We start from the raw sequence: 15,969 nt of genomic DNA, 5'->3' as shown, positions 1-15,969 counted from the left end.
GTGTTAGATTGAAAACAAATAATTGTTAAAAAAATATTGCATATCCCCTTTTTATGCTTTCACGCATGATTTTCAATGCATTACTAATTTGTCTTTTAACAGTATTGTCTGAGAGGTCAAGTTCTTTTGATATCTCGCGATAAGAATATTCATAAATTCTGCTCAGTTCGAATACCTTTCGCATTTTTGGCGGAAGCTTGTTTAATCCATCTTCAATTTTTCTTGCAAATTCCTTTTCTGCAATCACGTCATCTGTACTTGCCACCCCACTTTCAATCTCAGTTTGTAATTTTGACAGGAATCGATCTTGCACTTTATTATGTTTTAACTGATCTAGGATTCTAAATCTGAGTGAAGCATAAAGAAATGATGAAAGTGAGGTATGGATATTTAAGGTAACACTCTTTTCCCATAACATCTGAAAAACATCCTGAACGGCATCCTGGGCAATATCTTCATCCTGCAGCATGCCAATAGCGTGCCTTAATAAAAGAGACCAGTAACGCTCATAAATCTCAGCAAACGCAGAGCTATTTCCCTCTTTCAAAGAAATTACCAATTGCTGATCTGAAGATTTATGAATATCCATTGCCTATATTATCGTTGCAGCTAAATTTACAGAATAATCCCGGCCAATGTTAGTCAATTTTCATTAAATATAAGAGGATGATTTTGTTTAAGCTATTGCTTAATCACCTTCTGGCTTGCATAAGGTAAAAAGCAGCTAATAATGAGCAACTACGCAAATTCCAAAATAAGCGAATTTAATAGCAATGCCCACTCAGCAAATGATATTTTAAACAATAAATGCTAATACTCAAAAAGCAAGTTATATTTATAAGGATTTGCACGCTTCATACCAAGTAAATATTTCGAATAAATAAATCCAAGATTTCAATACTTTATACCAAATGAAAATTGTTTATGGCCTAAACAAGATCACAAACAACCCTTTCCGCTAAGTGGGATCTTATACAAATTAATTATCCATCGCTTACCCAATCCCTTAACTTATGGAATTGCTAGACCATGACCAAAAATGGGATCGCTAATCAACTATGATGAATTCCGAATATCGACAATGCCGTAATTATCCTGATGAACAATAAAATCAGCTAATCGAATGACATTACTAGAATCTGTTGCATGGCCTAAGCTAAGAATACTCGTTTGACAAAAGCGGTCATTAGACGAGCGAGCTACTAGTTCACAGGCTTAGAAATCGGTTGCGAAAAACATAAGGTCTTCTCTGTGATATGATACTTTCCATCCAGGTTATAAACTTATCATCATTTTGTAGATTGATCCTTCAGCCTAAATGGCATTTTTTAAATTCATGTGAACTTACTGAATCAATGTTAGAAACCAATTCGAGCAAATGCAGCTTTCCGAAAAAACCGGGGATTTCATCAAGTACATTTTTCAAATACTCGGCGCCATATCTGTTCAACTCAACATCAAACGAAAAATATAAAAATATATAGGAATAAAGGCGGAATTCAACATTTCAAAAACTAATTTATTGCTTCTAAGAAGTACTGCAAATAATATAGTAATCTTAGCTGGTGCAGATATCCGAAACCGATGTAAATACTAGGTCAATTCTGAAATGGTCGCTTGTCTGTGGAGCAATCCCCATTCCACCATTTTATCAACTACGCCCCTCAATTCTCTGCCGGATAAGGTTAGATCATATTCAATAACAATCGGCATAGAAGTAATCACATTTCTTACAATAACGCCATTAACTTCCAATTCTCTCAATTCCTTGGAAAGCATTCGAGGTGTTATGGGTGGTATCATCCGTTCAATTTCTGAAAAACGTTTTTTTTCATGAAACAACGAACATACAATAGCCAATTTCCATTTACCACTTACTACATTGAGTGTATCTTTTACCGCCAAAACATAGTCCTTATGGCAACTTATTCCGTCAAAGTAAGATTCAATCATATCCAAAATTAATCTAGCTATACAAAAGTATAGTACTATACAAAGATATAGCTATAAACTTTACATAGTAAATACAATTAGCTTTTTATATCTTAAAATTTAGAAAAAAAAATGATTTTAGTAACGGGAGCATCAGGCAATATAGGAAAAGCAACAGTAGAATTTTCACTTAAGAATATCTCTAAAAATAAGGTGATAGCAATGTTAAGAGATGAGAATAAGTCAGCAGATTTAAAAGCAATGGGTATAGAAGTTCGTGTAGCAGATTATAAGAAACCTTCTTCATTGCTATCCGCTTTTGAAGGAATTGATGATTTGCTATTGGTATCATCTTCCTCAATGGATCGCCTTCAGGACCATAAAAACGTAATAGATGCTGCTAAACAAAAAGGCCTAAAACACATTTACTATACAAGTGGAGCCGTAAGCAACTATGTTACAACCCCATTGATGCCTTTAGCAGCGTCACATGGAGAAACAGAAGATTACATAAAAAATAGCGGGCTGACCTACACCATATTTCAGAATTCTATGTATGCAGAAACCATCCCAATGTACGTTGGCGAAGGTGCAGTAGATAGCGGAATTTATTTCCCTGCCGGGGAGGGAAAAGCGGCATTTGCTTTAAGAACAGATATGGCAGAAGCTATTGCGAATGCCATCACTTCCTCTGGGCACGAAAATAAAACCTATGTTATTACTGGCTCTATCGCTTATTCTTTTGCGGATATAGCACAATTCCTATCAGAATTATCTGGAAAACCAGTGACTTATATCAGCCCGGAGCCAAAAGAATACAAAGAAACATTAAAAAAACACAATGTACCAGAAGACGGAATCTTCATTCTATCACTATTCGCAAAGACATTCAGACACCATGATTTAGAGCAAATTAACCCTGCAATAGAAAACCTGCTAGGACGCAAGCCAACAGATTTAAAAAGCTATCTGAAAGCAGCCTATTTTAGCAATTAACTTCCTGCTTTATTTAAAAATTAGTATCACCAGATACAGATATATCCAATACTAATCAACTTTAAACAAAAATGTGAACAGTATTAAGAAAGCTACCGAATTTGACTTTTGTCAAATTCGGTAGCTTTCTTATTTTTGCACATGGTAGAATGGTTTGTCTTTGGCTTTTCGTATAAAACCTACGAAAATACACTGAGACGCTTTTTAACCAAAACGAATATGTTTATACAGTTTAAATTTACTTAGAGGCTATAATCCACCGGGTTAATAACCCGACCCCAGAGGTACTTGAAAATGCAAATTTCATCTATAAAACACCTTTTGATTTTTATGTCAGCAACACCCCAGACATTAACTAAAGATAAATATTGATTAAATATCATTTCTTAGCTCAAGCTGGTTAAGAAGTTAAATGTAGAGCTAATCACAAAAATACGCCAAACTAGAATTAAAATTTAGTATTTTAGCAGAACGAACAATTCCTTAAGCAATTAATTTCTCAACCGATGAATTTTCTTATCCTGGGAACTGAAATCCCAGACAATCGACTTCCATATACTTCTTTTCAAGGTCCAGCCTCTGCAAAAGAAGATCAAAATATCAGCAAAATAATTAAAGTACTGCAGTCGGATTCCTACTCCCATGATTTGGAAAAACTCCGATTGCATTATAAAGAGAAATTAGGTCAACTACAGACGCTATGCCGCTTAATACTTGGCAAATACGCTGTTTTCAATTCACCCGACGGCGGACTAGGTGCCTGGATCAAATTGAATCAGGATCAAAATATATACGAAGTATTACCCCTCTTAGCTGAAATTGAAATATATAATGTAAATGATAATCCGCAACTAAATCCAAAACTACCAATTATAGGAATAAGAGCCGGATTTGGCACACCAGACATAACAATTTATGAAAAAGCATTTCACATTCTAGCCAAAAAATTTAAAACCAACCAACACTAACTAAAAATACATTAAAACAGCCCACTATTAGCTTATACCTACACCTGCACAAACCGAACTTTCTAATCATACAACTCAACATGAAAAGGACCTTTCATTGACAGTACATTAATGAACACATTTTCAGAAAACGAATACTAAAGCACATCCACCAATCTTTCAATTGTTATCATTAAACCCCGGCAACCAAATCCGGTTGACTTTAAAACCCGAAATTCTTGCATTTATCCGATTAACTTAACGCCTGTGGAATTACAAGAAATCTATACCAACTTAAAAACCTCCAGGAAACTGATTGCCAATTATGCTGATTTAGACGGCAGAATCTGGCAACGTTAATTCAATGCCAAGCACTATAACAGAAATCGCAAATTCAACATCATCGGTTTAGGTGCAAGTGCGCTAATGCTCATGTTACTCACTACTGGATCTGGCACAGCAGCAACCATAGGTGTAATCATTTATATGGTCCCCCTCACCTATCTTTTCTTCAGGTTTGGCTTAGGCGGAGTTTTGGACTACCTTAAACGCAAGAACATCCAGCCACAGATCATACCAGAAATACAAAATTTGTCCAAAGAGATGGATTCCTTAGCTGAAAAGTTAGATAGTATTACCGGAGCAATACAGAAGCCTGCAAGCCGTTGATGCTATTGCCCGCTATTTAGTCAACAAACGAGCAGATTCATTAAAAGAAGCCATAAATCTTTACGAAGACGAGCTGTTCAAACACAAACAACTGCAAAACAAGCAATTGCATATCCAACAAAACAATCACATCATACACCAGAATAGAGAAATGATTAAGGCACAAAAAATCACCAATTACAGACTTTTGTGGGTGAAATAAGAGATGTCCATATCATATATATATAAATGAACTTAAAAGCCAAAACCTCACAGAGAAACCCTAGACACAGTTAAATAGTCAACAGAGCGTTAACACGGAAGTTAACAAATACAAATAAAGAAAATTCGAAAAGTTCACCATGTTTGTTTATGTTGGAAGACCGAACTCTAGCAGTCAATTCTAGAATACTTGCGATCCAAGAGTTCATAGAATATAAGCTGAAAGTTACAATGAATACTCATGTGTCACTTTCAGTTTTTGGTATTCATGTGCATTAGCTTCATCCATTGCAGCAAGTTCATCATAGTATTTATTTGCAAGTTCTTTGTAGGAATTGTGCTGCTTACGCCTTTCGACAATTTGGGGTGCCTTAAACATCCAGGATTCGTCTCCGGTGTATCTGTATACCAAATCCTTATAAATCTGCGCCCGTAGTACCTTCAGCCTAAAGTCATGCATATTTAATGCAACAGCGCTTTCAGCCATATTTTTAGCCACTACCAATGCTTCCAAAGACCCCTTCTCTCTTTGATATGGTTTTGATAAAATGTCATTCGAAAAAAGGTAGATAGCTGCCCGATAAAAAAGACTTGTAGTATCCTTAGGATTTGATTTCAAATTTTTATCCAGGCTATCAATTAATGATTTGTGTTTTTCAGGCCGGAACGTTCCAAAAGTACCATCATCTTTAATAATTTGCCCAAATTGGAGCTTTACTCGAAACTGTGCGTTGGCACCGGCTGCAAAGAATAATAAAATCAAGAAAAAGAAAATAAACTTCAAGCTGTTTACTCTTTTCAGGGAAGAAATAAAATTGTTTTTCATTTGATGAGAGGATATTGGGTTAAATATTGCATAGCTGACTATACTACCCAAATATAACTGAATAAGGCGACTTCCCAAATCCGGCTGGTATATCATTAAAAAATATGATTTGAATTAAAAGCTATGTGAGCTGCTGATTTGTAAAATCAATATAGCCACCTTATATATTGAGGAAACCAGTATAAGTAATTAAGATTTGGGGTGAGATAGTTTTTAAGATTTCGTACCTTTAACGTTGATGAAAACATCTATAACCCATTTACCAGACCACAAACAACAAGAGATTAGAGAAATTCTCAACATTATAAAAGAAGAAACTAATCCGGAAAAAATAATATTATTTGGAAGTCATGCTACCGGTAATTGGGTAGAAGATTCCTATATTGACAAAGGAGCTACATACACTTATATCAGTGATTATGATTTCTTAATAGTCATCAACAATGCTACAGAAATTAAGGAACATGATATAATTAGTAGGATTGAAAATCGTACATTAAAGTATAAGAACGAGGTAAGTCCAATTATTCATGACATAGAGTACATTAATACAGGATTGGAAAAAGGACAATATTTTTTTCAAGATATAGTAAATGAGGGAATATTACTGTTTGATACAGGTAAATACCAGTTCTCAGAGGCCAAAATTGCAACCGTAAGAGAACAAAAGGAAGTTACCGAATATTATTACCAAAAATGGATCGAAAGTGGCATACGTATGTTTGAACATACAACAAATAGTTTCAATTATGCTATTGAAAAAAGTTTCCCATTTAACGAGGTTATTTTCTATCTTCATCAAGCTACTGAGAGATTTTATGCTGGCCTTTTACTAGTTTATACAGGATACAAGCCTAAGTCGCATAGTCTTAAAGATTACAGGAGATACTCAAAGCATATCTCAGAAAAGCTTAACCAAGTATTTCTATATCCAGCAGAGGATATGGAAGAACGAAGATTATTTAAGATCCTTCACAAAAGTTATGTCGATTCACGGTACAAAGATGATTATTGTATCTCAAAAGAAGACTTGGAACTCTTAATGTCAAAAATTGAGGATCTAAAGGATATCGTTGTTAGATTGTGTAATGAAAAAATTAAAGCTCTGAATTAGCTAAATATTATGTTGCAATTTATTTCAAGAAAGAAAAGTCTGCATCTAAAAGTTGCTTAGGATGTAATCGTAAGCCTTTTGCATATTCCAGAAAAGTTGTAAAATTAAAATCCTTTTTACCATTTTCAATATTACTAATATTGCTCTTGGTGAGGTCACAACGGGCGGCAAGTTGATCCATACTTAATTTTTGCTCCTTTCTCAACTTTTTTAGAAATCCACCTATTTCAATTAATCGGGAAAGATCCCTTTCTTCTTTCATTACTTTGTTTTTGGTGCAAGAAAAGGCTTTAAGAAAACTTTTTTGTTATAAGTTCTTGCAACAAAAGCTATATTTATTATATTTGTTAAACGATTGTTCTGGTGGTTAGGCGTGAGAAACCATACTAAACCAGAATGTTTACAAAAAATAAGACATATAACAGTATCGAGGGCACAGCCTCCTTTATTAAAAGGTCGCGTAGTTTCTCACGCTCAACCATAAATGAGCAAAGGGGGTTTGTGCTACATACTGTTTCATTTTTATTTAAACATCACGCACAACAAAAAAATCTATTCAAAAACATAATAAAAGCACCCGTCTAGGCGGTCTTTGATAAGCGAGCGGCACCTTTATGAGAGCGGAAGTGTGTCGCCTCGCTATCTTCTTACTATAAACTTCCCAAAACCGCTTAATTGAGCGTTTCACTGAAAAATTACTAAAGACAAAGATATGAAAGGACAGATTTCCCGCTCAAATGATGATACTATTCATGGTCTAAAAAACAGGGAGCTATCTAGTTTAAAAAAGCTTCATGACAACTATGTCTATAGCATGTCTGGTGTCGTTGCTTTGGTAGTAACTGATGAGGAAACTAGAAATAGAATATTGGATTGGACTTTCATTAAGGCGTGGCATGAGGTTGAAAATTACGAATCATCTCAGACCAGTGTTTTTATCTGGTTACTTAGAATTTCTATGAAAGTTATGGCCGAGCATATGGAAGTTCCACTATTAGAAATGCAAAAAAGAGTTTACCATGCTTACAGGGAGTTGAAAGCTAAAGAAGAAAAAAAGAATTAATATCATAACCAACAGCTCAATAAGGAACCTTTCCTAATTCCTGCTAATTAACTAAATCGATTTATATATGAAAAAAACTATACTAACTATAGTCCTGGCCACGCTTTGCCTTTTTTTTAAGACGGAGGCACAGTTTTATAAACCTTCTAATAAGACCATTAGAATGGGTGAAAACCTACCTGAATCTTTTTACCAAACGCCCCATCAGGCCGTAAATGTTAAAACAGGTACACTTACAAATATTCAACTGAAGAACTACAGAAACAAACTGATTATACTTGACTTCTGGGCAACGTGGTGCGGTCCCTGCATCAAATCACTAAACAAGCTGGATAATGTTATACAAACTATGCAAAATCAAAATCAGGTAATTGTTTTGCCTGTAACCTATCAATCAGCTATAGAAGCAAAACCTGCTTTTAATAAGTACAAATGGAATATGACTTCAATAGTGGCTGATACCCAGCTCTCACAAATATTTCCACACAGTGGAATACCCCATCAGGTCTGGATAAAAGATGGAAAAATAATCGCGATTCCACAATGGACTTACGCCACAGCAGAAAACATAAACCTTATTTTGCAAGACAAGCATCCTGCAATGGTTATGAATCTACAGGATAGGGTCGTGGATAGTGAACAACCAATCGGCACGAGCTTACCAAAGGATGATATCCTATTTCAATCAACAATCACCAAACAAATTCAAGGAGCCCGTAAGTCTAAGTTAACATCTAAAATCAACGGAGATACATTATCATTATCCATCGTCAACCTTCCGGCATTGAGCTTATTATACGAAGCTTATAAGAACAAAATCTACGCAGAGTTAGAGAACAACGAAGGTTCAGGAGTATTTTGGTTTATTGATGACTCCCTAAAGACCGCACTCAAAACACCTAAGGTGAACATGACAGGAAATCTAAAATTGGATGCTAAGCTATTAAAATGGAGAGAACAAAATTTATACTCCTATCAACTATTCACCACAACAGGCGTCAGTGAAAAAGAAGGACAGAACATTATGCAACATGACATTAGCGGCTTTTTCGAAAGAAAATTTAATCTGGAATCTAAAATCGGAATGAAAAACCGAACATTCGTTATCCTGTCAGTGAGTAACTCTATCCAGAAAACTAAATCACTGCTCAAGAATAAGAGTAAAAAATGGCTTGCAGAAAAAAATGAAAAACAATACCGAATGAGAAAAGTTGGATTTCGTTCAATTTTGGGGGTCCTACAGCAGGCAAATCCAGACGCAATCATCTTGAACAGTACTGGCATAGATGAAGATTTCTTAATACAATTTGATTTACCCACAAACATAGACGAACACTCTGATATTGCAGCTAGAGAATGTTCTAAATATGGCTTAGCATTAAAAATTGAACAGAGGAAAGTTCCTGTACTCATCGTGAAAAAACCAGGCTTAGAAATACCCTCAGGAATTACCTGGAACTAAGACAACGCTAAAAATCAATCAATTAAACTAAAACTATGAGGAATATATATATACTGACTTTTTTTATGGTCATGCAAATTTTCGCGCTAAAAGGACAGGTTTATATACAAGGAAAAGTATATGACCATGTACAGGGAAAAGTCCTTGCCGGAGCAAATGTAACCTTAAAAAGAAGTAGTACGAAAACCACAACCGATAGTCATGGCAATTTTAGCATTTTCCTTACTTCGGTAACAGACACCTTGCTTGTGAGTTTTACAGGTTACCTTCCAAAAATGATTGCTGTAAACAAGGAGATAAAAAAAACGTTAACCGTAGTTCTTGAAAGCAATGAATTAAACCTGAAAGCCGTAGAAATAAATACAGGATATTATAAGGTTTCACCAGAACGAGCCACCGGTTCTTTCACACACCTAGACAATAACCAAATCAATAGAAATGTAAGCACAAATATTCTGGACAGGCTCGAAGGAGTAGCCGGAGGTCTTAATTTTGACAGGAGACACTTGTCGGCCAATTCACCTAATACCAGGCCAAAGATCGAGATACGTGGGCTTTCGACTATTGAATCCAATAAATCACCCCTGATTGTAGTAGACAATTTTCCGTATGAGAATGACATTACGACCATTAACCCTAACGATGTGGAAAGTATCACCATATTGAAAGATGCAGCTGCTGCATCCATCTGGGGTGCCAGGGCTGGAAACGGGGTGATCGTGATTACCACCAAAACCGGGCGTTATAATCAAAAGACACGAATATCTTTCAATACCAGTTTGAATATAGGTAATAAACCAGACTTGTTTTATGATAGAAAATACCTGCCCTCCAGTGCTGTAATGGAAATAGAAAAGGAATTGTATAACAGGGGTGGTACTTACTCGGAAAATCCAGCCATTCTGATTCCTCCATATGTCGAACTCCTGATTAGCAAGAAACAAGAGACAATTTCTGCAGAAGAATTTAACAGACAGCAAGCCATAATGGAAACAACCGATACCCGAGCTGAGGCCTTAAAATCCCTGTATCAGCGTAGCTTGAACCAGCAATACGCAATAAATATAAGCGGAGGTGGAAATGTACACCGGTATTATTTTTCAAGTGACTATGACCAAAACCGATCTGATGTCATTGGAAATACAGGCAGCAGACTGAACCTAAACCTTCAAAACACCTTCAAACCCATTGAACAATTGGAAATTACAGCAGGCATCTGGTATACCATGCAAAAAATAAAAAACAATGGCCTTTCTTTTAATAACCTTTCGGCAGGAACGCTCAGTGTTTCACCTTACTTGCAACTGGCAGATGAACAGGGAAATGCACTAGCTATCCCAAAGGAATACCGCTTCAGCTATCAGCAGGCTACCCCAACCAGAGAGTTGCTGGACTGGACATTCAAACCTCTTGACGAAGTTAACCTAGCAGACAACACCCGGTTGAGCTCCCAGATCCGGTTGATTGGTGGTTTGAAATATAATATTCTTAATGAGTTCAATATTAACGCTACCTATCAATATACAGGTGATAGCAATAAGGGTAGAAACTATTATAACCCAGATAGCTATTATGTAAGAAACCTGGTTAATAGATTTACCCAGTCAGATGGTACGCGAGTTATCCCTACTGGTGGAATTTTAGAAGGCAACCAGCAAGTGACCGATAGCCATTCAGGCAGGGTACAACTGAACTATACGACACGGATCAGATCCAGTCATTCCCTTACTGCACTAGCAGGCGCAGAAGTCAGGCAACTAGTTGCAGAATCACTGCCTGGATTCCGTCTTTATGACTATAACAGTGATGTATTGACCGCTAATAATATGCTGGACTATAGTAAATATTATCCGGCCAGGCCCGAAGGAGCACTCCAGATTCCGGCACCTCCTGCATCTCACAGATTGACAACAGATAGATATCTATCCTATTTTGTAAATGCATCCGATATATTCATGGATCGGTACATTTTATCAGGAAGCATCCGTTGGGACGGCTCAAATCTGTTTGGCGTAAATTCAAACCAGAAAGGTGTACCACTATGGTCAGCAGGCGTGAGCTGGGAATTGAGTAAAGAAAAATTTTATAGCTTATCTGCAATACCTTATTTAAGACTGCGTGCGACTTATGGTAGCAGTGGTAATGTCAATCCAAATGTAAGTGCCTTTCCGGTGGCGTCTTATATCCCCGATTTACGAACAGGTTTACCTGCTGCTTCTCTGATCGGTGCTGGTAATCCTAACTTGAGATGGGAAACAGTAAAGACAACAAATCTGGGAATGGATTTCGCGTTATTGAACCAAAGGCTCAAAGGGAGCATGGAATATTACATCAAAAATGCGAGCGACCTGATAGGGATTGATTTCATGGATCCTACAACCGGGATTTTTGATGCAGCCCTTCCTACACTGGAAAATAAAATCAACTATGCAAATCTTAAAACTAAGGGTTTCGATTTGGCATTAACCAGTTATAACCTTAACAATGCATTGAAGTGGGAAACAACCTTTTTGTTTAGTTATAATAAAAACGAAGTAACCCATTTCAGTACTGCCATTCCTTCTTCCATTACTCCATACCTGGATATCCCACCAGTCATGGTCGGCAAATCTCTGGATGTGATCTATGCCCTACCCTGGAATGGGCTTGATCCCAGCACAGGGCAGGTAAGGGTAAATTATGAAAATAACCTCGGAAGGGAATACGAAAGCTATTATTTGAGTAGATCATTTGGAGATTTGATCGATGCTGGAGTAACCATTCCACCGTACTTCGGTTCATTGAGGAACACATTCAGTTATAAGAATTTTCAGTTGAGTGCCAACCTGATATGGAAGGCTGGTTACACTTTCAGGAGAAGTTCAATGGTGCCAGGAGCAGAATACGTCGGGCCATCAGGATATCATGTAGATTATTTCCAGCGATGGACACAACCAGGAGACGAATTGAAGACAAATGTGCCCGCTAGATCTGATACTTTTGATTCTTATCAGGCACAGATATACAATTCCTCTACAGCTCTGATTACAAAGGGCGACTACATTAGGATTCAGGATGTCAACCTAAGTTACAGGATTAATGGACAGGCAATCCGAGGCACAGGATTGACCAGCCTGCGGTTGTATATGTATCTACAGAATCCGGGAATTTTATGGCGTGCTAATAAACAAGGAATTGATCCAGATTATATAAACTCTTCTTATCCTAATCCCAAATCTTTTTCAATCGGACTGAATGCTGAATTTTAAATCAAGAAAATGAAAAATTATATAAAAATATTAATGATCCTTTCTGTGCTGTTTACAGGATGTGGAAAAGAGTTTCTGGAGGAAAAGCGCGACAAAGCATTGGTCGTGCCGACTAGTATAGCCGATTTGCAGGCATTACTGGATGATGCAACCGTAACCATGAACACAAGTTCGGGCCATGAATTGGGTGTGATTGGTGGAGACGAGATCGGCCTTTCTTATGAATCCTGGCGTGATATTCCTAACAGACCATTTGAAAAGAATGGCTATATCTGGGCAAAAAATGTATATGAAGGCATAGATGTGAACGATTGGAATAAGGCCTACAGACGTATTCTATTTGCCAATACAGCCTGTGCTGGAATAGAAAAGATACAGCCGAAACCTTCCAATCAGTTGGATTGGAATAATGTTAAGGGAGGGGCTCATTTTTTCAGAGCCTATAATTTTTATCAACTGGCACAACTTTTCAGTGCGCCATTTGAACAGTCAAGCGCTGCAACTGATTTGGGAATACCATTGAGACTGGAGCCGGACGTAACCCTAAAGATTTCGCGGGGGACAAATGAAAAGGTGTACGCTCAAATCATTAGTGACCTTAATCTCGCTGCAGATCTCCTTCCAGAAAAAGGCATAAACGTTTACCGTCCCACCAAACCCGCAGCTTTTGCGCTACTAGCAAGGATATATCTTTTGATGAGGGATTATAAAAATGCCAGAATAAATGCAGAAAAATGCCTGAAAATCAGAAATGAACTTAATGACCTGAATGGTCTAAACCTGAATGCTTCTTATACTTTTCCCACGCTAGGCACCAACAATCCTGAAGTCATTTTTCTCTCATATATGGCGAATATCTCTATGGTTACGACAACCAGAATTAATATAGCAGAGGAGGTATTGAACTTGTATCAAAGAAATGACCTTCGGTCAAAGGCCTATTTCAGGCCAGGAACAAATGGAAGAACACTTTTTAAAGGGTCCTATACAGGAGCAGCAACTTTATTTACCGGATTGGCCGTGGATGAAATGTTGTTGATCAGTGCCGAATGTAACGCGCGATTGGGAGACATATCAGTAGCTTTGGAAAGACTCAATCAATTGCTGGTAACCAGATATGACAGTAACAGTTTCTCCAGTTTGCAGCAGGTATCAGCTGAGGTGCTTGTTGATATCATCTTATTGGAAAGACGAAGAGAGCTGCTGTTAAGGGGGACTCGCTGGGAGGATTTAAGAAGGCTGAACAAGGATGCTCATTCAGCTAAGACCCTGACCAGGAATTTAAATGGTGAGATTTTTACATTGCCACCTAATGACATCCGATATGTCTGGCCTATTCCTGATAAATCAATTGACCTTGGAGGTTATTTACAAAACCCCCGATAAATAAAATAGCGGGCACCCTTATCAGATACCCGCTATTTTCATGTTATGATTTAACTAGGGTTGATTAGCATAAATCTGGAAACTTACGCCCGGAGGTAATGAACTAAGTGGCGTATTTAAGGGCAAAGTACTTCCACTTGTGTTATTAAACCTGGCGGAACATGGATTCCCTTCATTGTCTATATTACATTCATCACCAGTAGGCTCCCCGGTTACCCCTGTACTTATTTTAAGATTGCTTGCCGACCAATTTGGACCTGCAACAATTTGGGTTATAGAATACCATTCCACAGTTCTTTTTGAAACAGCAGCATCCTTGTTAGCTTTAACATCACTTTTAAAACCAAAAGTAATGGTTGCTATACCAACCATTAGAAATAAGGCTAAGGCTCCCAGCCATGCTTTATAATTTTTAACCATGCTTATTGCCATGATCTTACTTTCTTTTATAATAGCAAAAAGAAAGAAAAACTTTAAATTTATATAATGTAGTTAGAGTTTGTCTTTTAGCAGACCTCGCTGAATTTCTTTGCATCCCGTTACTTTGAAATTCATTTCCCGGATAGCGATTCCTTACTATCCGGGTTGATCGGGAATGTAGCATCTTTGCGATTATGAATAACCCTATTAAAGACTCTCTTACGGGCGTAAGCGGACATAAAAAATGGAAGTACATATATGGTAATACAATCTACCTCTACATCCATGTAACTCCTAATAAAACCAATGTTCAGTATCGCTATCGCAGCAAGCATTGACAAAGGAATTAAAGTCCATGGAATGTCCATTATCTTTACTGTATCCAACGTTTTCATCATCTTTACATTTTATTTTCATTGTTCTTTAACTCCGACAATACATCCTTGCCCCCCCTTCACTATGTGCACTTTGAGGTTTTACCCACCATACATTCACCGCCCGATTGCTTTTGGTACATCGTAACTCATGTCCAGATCAATCATCAAAATCTCTCCCTTAAGGTTAAGGCTTCCACTCCTACACAAGTGAGAAAAAACAGCTGGTCTATTAAACCAGCTGCATATTAAACCTAAACAATTATGAATGAGCTCTTATAATCAATCCTGATCTTAAAGGGGATATTTGATACACTCAAATTTCAACCGAAAAAAAATTGAAAAAATTCCTTATGGAAATATTAATCTCAAAAATTTTTGGTATCGTTATGTTTAAAATTCAGTTAATTCCTTATTCCCTGCATTCCAAAGCTCTTTCATACTACAACATTTAATGAAGACAGCATTATATTAAAATTCAGGCACCAATCATATTGACAAATCAGTCAAACTTCTAAGGCTCAAAAAAGATTGTAAACAGCTACCCCAAATAGACCGATTAGGCTTTTAGCGAAGAAAACAGACCAATCATATCATCACTTAAACCTAATCTCATTGCTAACAAAATGCTAACAAACAAGTGTTTTATCTGAAAATTTACTAACATTGGGCAATTGTTCGGTAAATTTAGCTACATGGATAATATAGAACATGAATATTCATAAATCTTCTGACCAGGAATTGATGGTACTTTTAAAGGCCAAAGACCATGCTGCATTTACAGAAATTTACAATCGGTACTGGGCGATTCTTTTCAGGCATGCCAGAAGAATGTTACATGATGAAGATGAGGCTGCTGATGTTGTACAGGAAATATTTACACAGATCTGGAAAAAATCTGCGGACATCCAGATAACTACGACTTTGAGTTCCTATTTATATACCACAGTGAGAAACAAAACTATAGATATGATCAATCGTGGGCGCCTAGCTAAAAATTACCTTGCCTCCCTGGATAGTTTTATCGACCATGGGCAGTATGTTACTGATGATCAAGTCAGGTATAATGAGTTTGCTGCGTTAATTGATCAGGAAATTTCAAAATTACCCCAAAATATACGCGAAACATTCCAGCTGAGCCGAAAAACAAACCTTTCCTACAAAGAAATTGCCACAGAGATGAATATCAGTGACGACTCTGTAAAGAAAAGAATCAGCAAGGCCTTAAAAATATTACGCGTAAAATTTGGCGCCTCCATCATCATTTTGGTGAACATCTTTCCTTAACAACTGTTTTTTTTTAAACTGATATACAGACAGTTAATTAGTTT

14 protein-coding genes are annotated in these 15,969 nt (G+C 36.9%); 9 read left to right on the top strand and 5 right to left on the bottom strand.

Annotated features, from left to right (window positions below; all coding sequences use genetic code 11):
• Nucleotides 1-25: 25 nt before the first annotated feature.
• On the bottom strand, nucleotides 26-589 hold the full coding sequence (locus tag IM797_RS11115; RefSeq protein WP_194127205.1) for an RNA polymerase sigma factor: 564 nt from the start codon (nucleotides 587-589) through the stop codon (nucleotides 26-28).
• Nucleotides 590-1,593: 1,004 nt separating this feature from the next.
• A complete protein-coding gene (locus tag IM797_RS11110; RefSeq protein ID WP_194127204.1) occupies nucleotides 1,594-1,953 on the bottom strand; it encodes a helix-turn-helix domain-containing protein in 360 nt (119 codons plus the stop codon).
• Nucleotides 1,954-2,064: 111 nt separating this feature from the next.
• On the opposite strand from IM797_RS11110, the gene IM797_RS11105 reads away from it, so the two are divergent.
• From IM797_RS11105 to IM797_RS11095, 3 genes are all read left to right on the top strand, one after another.
• Nucleotides 2,065-2,928: an SDR family oxidoreductase gene (locus IM797_RS11105; RefSeq protein WP_194127203.1), complete on the top strand. Its 864-nt coding sequence runs from the start codon at nucleotides 2,065-2,067 to the stop codon at nucleotides 2,926-2,928.
• A gap of 506 nt (nucleotides 2,929-3,434) precedes the next feature.
• Nucleotides 3,435-3,896, top strand: a complete 462-nt coding sequence (locus IM797_RS11100; RefSeq protein ID WP_194127202.1) for a hypothetical protein — start codon at nucleotides 3,435-3,437, stop codon at nucleotides 3,894-3,896.
• A gap of 411 nt (nucleotides 3,897-4,307) precedes the next feature.
• Nucleotides 4,308-4,544: a hypothetical protein gene (locus IM797_RS11095; RefSeq protein ID WP_194127201.1), complete on the top strand. Its 237-nt coding sequence runs from the start codon at nucleotides 4,308-4,310 to the stop codon at nucleotides 4,542-4,544.
• Between the two features lie 427 nt (nucleotides 4,545-4,971).
• Here the strand turns inward: IM797_RS11095 and IM797_RS11090 are convergent, their stop codons facing one another.
• Nucleotides 4,972-5,571 carry a hypothetical protein gene (locus IM797_RS11090; protein ID WP_194127200.1) on the bottom strand — a complete coding sequence of 200 codons (600 nt, stop codon included), beginning with the start codon at nucleotides 5,569-5,571 and terminating at the stop codon, nucleotides 4,972-4,974.
• Between the two features lie 238 nt (nucleotides 5,572-5,809).
• On the opposite strand from IM797_RS11090, the gene IM797_RS11085 reads away from it, so the two are divergent.
• Nucleotides 5,810-6,685: a HEPN domain-containing protein gene (locus IM797_RS11085; protein ID WP_194127199.1), complete on the top strand. Its 876-nt coding sequence runs from the start codon at nucleotides 5,810-5,812 to the stop codon at nucleotides 6,683-6,685.
• A 19-nt stretch (nucleotides 6,686-6,704) separates the two neighbouring features.
• On the opposite strand, the gene IM797_RS11080 is transcribed toward IM797_RS11085, so the two are convergent.
• On the bottom strand, nucleotides 6,705-6,947 hold the full coding sequence (locus tag IM797_RS11080; protein WP_194127198.1) for a helix-turn-helix domain-containing protein: 243 nt from the start codon (nucleotides 6,945-6,947) through the stop codon (nucleotides 6,705-6,707).
• Between the two features lie 450 nt (nucleotides 6,948-7,397).
• Between IM797_RS11080 and IM797_RS11075 the strand changes: the two genes are divergently transcribed.
• The 4 genes from IM797_RS11075 to IM797_RS11060 all read left to right on the top strand — a co-directional run bounded on the left by IM797_RS11075 (nucleotide 7,398) and on the right by IM797_RS11060 (nucleotide 13,844).
• Nucleotides 7,398-7,748, top strand: a complete 351-nt coding sequence (locus tag IM797_RS11075) for a hypothetical protein (protein WP_194127197.1) — start codon at nucleotides 7,398-7,400, stop codon at nucleotides 7,746-7,748.
• A 67-nt stretch (nucleotides 7,749-7,815) separates the two neighbouring features.
• Entirely contained in the window at nucleotides 7,816-9,210 is a 1,395-nt protein-coding gene (locus IM797_RS11070; protein WP_194127196.1) for a TlpA disulfide reductase family protein, read from the top strand.
• Nucleotides 9,211-9,245: 35 nt separating this feature from the next.
• The gene (locus IM797_RS11065) at nucleotides 9,246-12,458 is read left to right on the top strand and encodes a SusC/RagA family TonB-linked outer membrane protein (RefSeq protein WP_194127195.1); all 3,213 of its coding nucleotides are present in this window, start codon (nucleotides 9,246-9,248) and stop codon (nucleotides 12,456-12,458) included.
• A gap of 9 nt (nucleotides 12,459-12,467) precedes the next feature.
• Entirely contained in the window at nucleotides 12,468-13,844 is a 1,377-nt protein-coding gene (locus IM797_RS11060) for a RagB/SusD family nutrient uptake outer membrane protein (RefSeq protein ID WP_194127194.1), read from the top strand.
• 54 nt (nucleotides 13,845-13,898) lie between these two features.
• Here the strand turns inward: IM797_RS11060 and IM797_RS11055 are convergent, their stop codons facing one another.
• Entirely contained in the window at nucleotides 13,899-14,276 is a 378-nt protein-coding gene (locus IM797_RS11055; RefSeq protein ID WP_194127193.1) for a hypothetical protein, read from the bottom strand.
• A 1,073-nt stretch (nucleotides 14,277-15,349) separates the two neighbouring features.
• Here IM797_RS11055 and IM797_RS11050 point away from each other — a divergent pair.
• On the top strand, nucleotides 15,350-15,925 hold the full coding sequence (locus IM797_RS11050; RefSeq protein ID WP_194127192.1) for an RNA polymerase sigma factor: 576 nt from the start codon (nucleotides 15,350-15,352) through the stop codon (nucleotides 15,923-15,925).
• The last annotated feature ends 44 nt before the right edge of the window (nucleotides 15,926-15,969 follow it).

It is taken from the genome of Pedobacter sp. MC2016-24 (assembly GCF_015223055.1).
In the GTDB taxonomy this organism is placed as follows: domain Bacteria; phylum Bacteroidota; class Bacteroidia; order Sphingobacteriales; family Sphingobacteriaceae; genus Pedobacter.
This window is presented reverse-complemented; position numbering and strand designations above follow the sequence as displayed.

Coding starts and splice junctions, on each gene's coding strand:
- IM797_RS11065 (WP_194127195.1), top strand. CDS start 9,246: ATGAGGAATATATATATACTGACTTTTTTTATGGTCATGCAAATTTTC.
- IM797_RS11095 (WP_194127201.1), top strand. CDS start 4,308: ATGTTACTCACTACTGGATCTGGCACAGCAGCAACCATAGGTGTAATC.
- IM797_RS11070 (WP_194127196.1), top strand. CDS start 7,816: ATGAAAAAAACTATACTAACTATAGTCCTGGCCACGCTTTGCCTTTTT.
- IM797_RS11075 (WP_194127197.1), top strand. CDS start 7,398: ATGAAAGGACAGATTTCCCGCTCAAATGATGATACTATTCATGGTCTA.
- IM797_RS11115 (WP_194127205.1), bottom strand. CDS start 589: ATGGATATTCATAAATCTTCAGATCAGCAATTGGTAATTTCTTTGAAA.
- IM797_RS11055 (WP_194127193.1), bottom strand. CDS start 14,276: ATGGCAATAAGCATGGTTAAAAATTATAAAGCATGGCTGGGAGCCTTA.
- IM797_RS11050 (WP_194127192.1), top strand. CDS start 15,350: ATGAATATTCATAAATCTTCTGACCAGGAATTGATGGTACTTTTAAAG.
- IM797_RS11080 (WP_194127198.1), bottom strand. CDS start 6,947: ATGAAAGAAGAAAGGGATCTTTCCCGATTAATTGAAATAGGTGGATTT.
- IM797_RS11090 (WP_194127200.1), bottom strand. CDS start 5,571: ATGAAAAACAATTTTATTTCTTCCCTGAAAAGAGTAAACAGCTTGAAG.
- IM797_RS11060 (WP_194127194.1), top strand. CDS start 12,468: ATGAAAAATTATATAAAAATATTAATGATCCTTTCTGTGCTGTTTACA.
- IM797_RS11105 (WP_194127203.1), top strand. CDS start 2,065: ATGATTTTAGTAACGGGAGCATCAGGCAATATAGGAAAAGCAACAGTA.
- IM797_RS11085 (WP_194127199.1), top strand. CDS start 5,810: ATGAAAACATCTATAACCCATTTACCAGACCACAAACAACAAGAGATT.
- IM797_RS11100 (WP_194127202.1), top strand. CDS start 3,435: ATGAATTTTCTTATCCTGGGAACTGAAATCCCAGACAATCGACTTCCA.
- IM797_RS11110 (WP_194127204.1), bottom strand. CDS start 1,953: ATGATTGAATCTTACTTTGACGGAATAAGTTGCCATAAGGACTATGTT.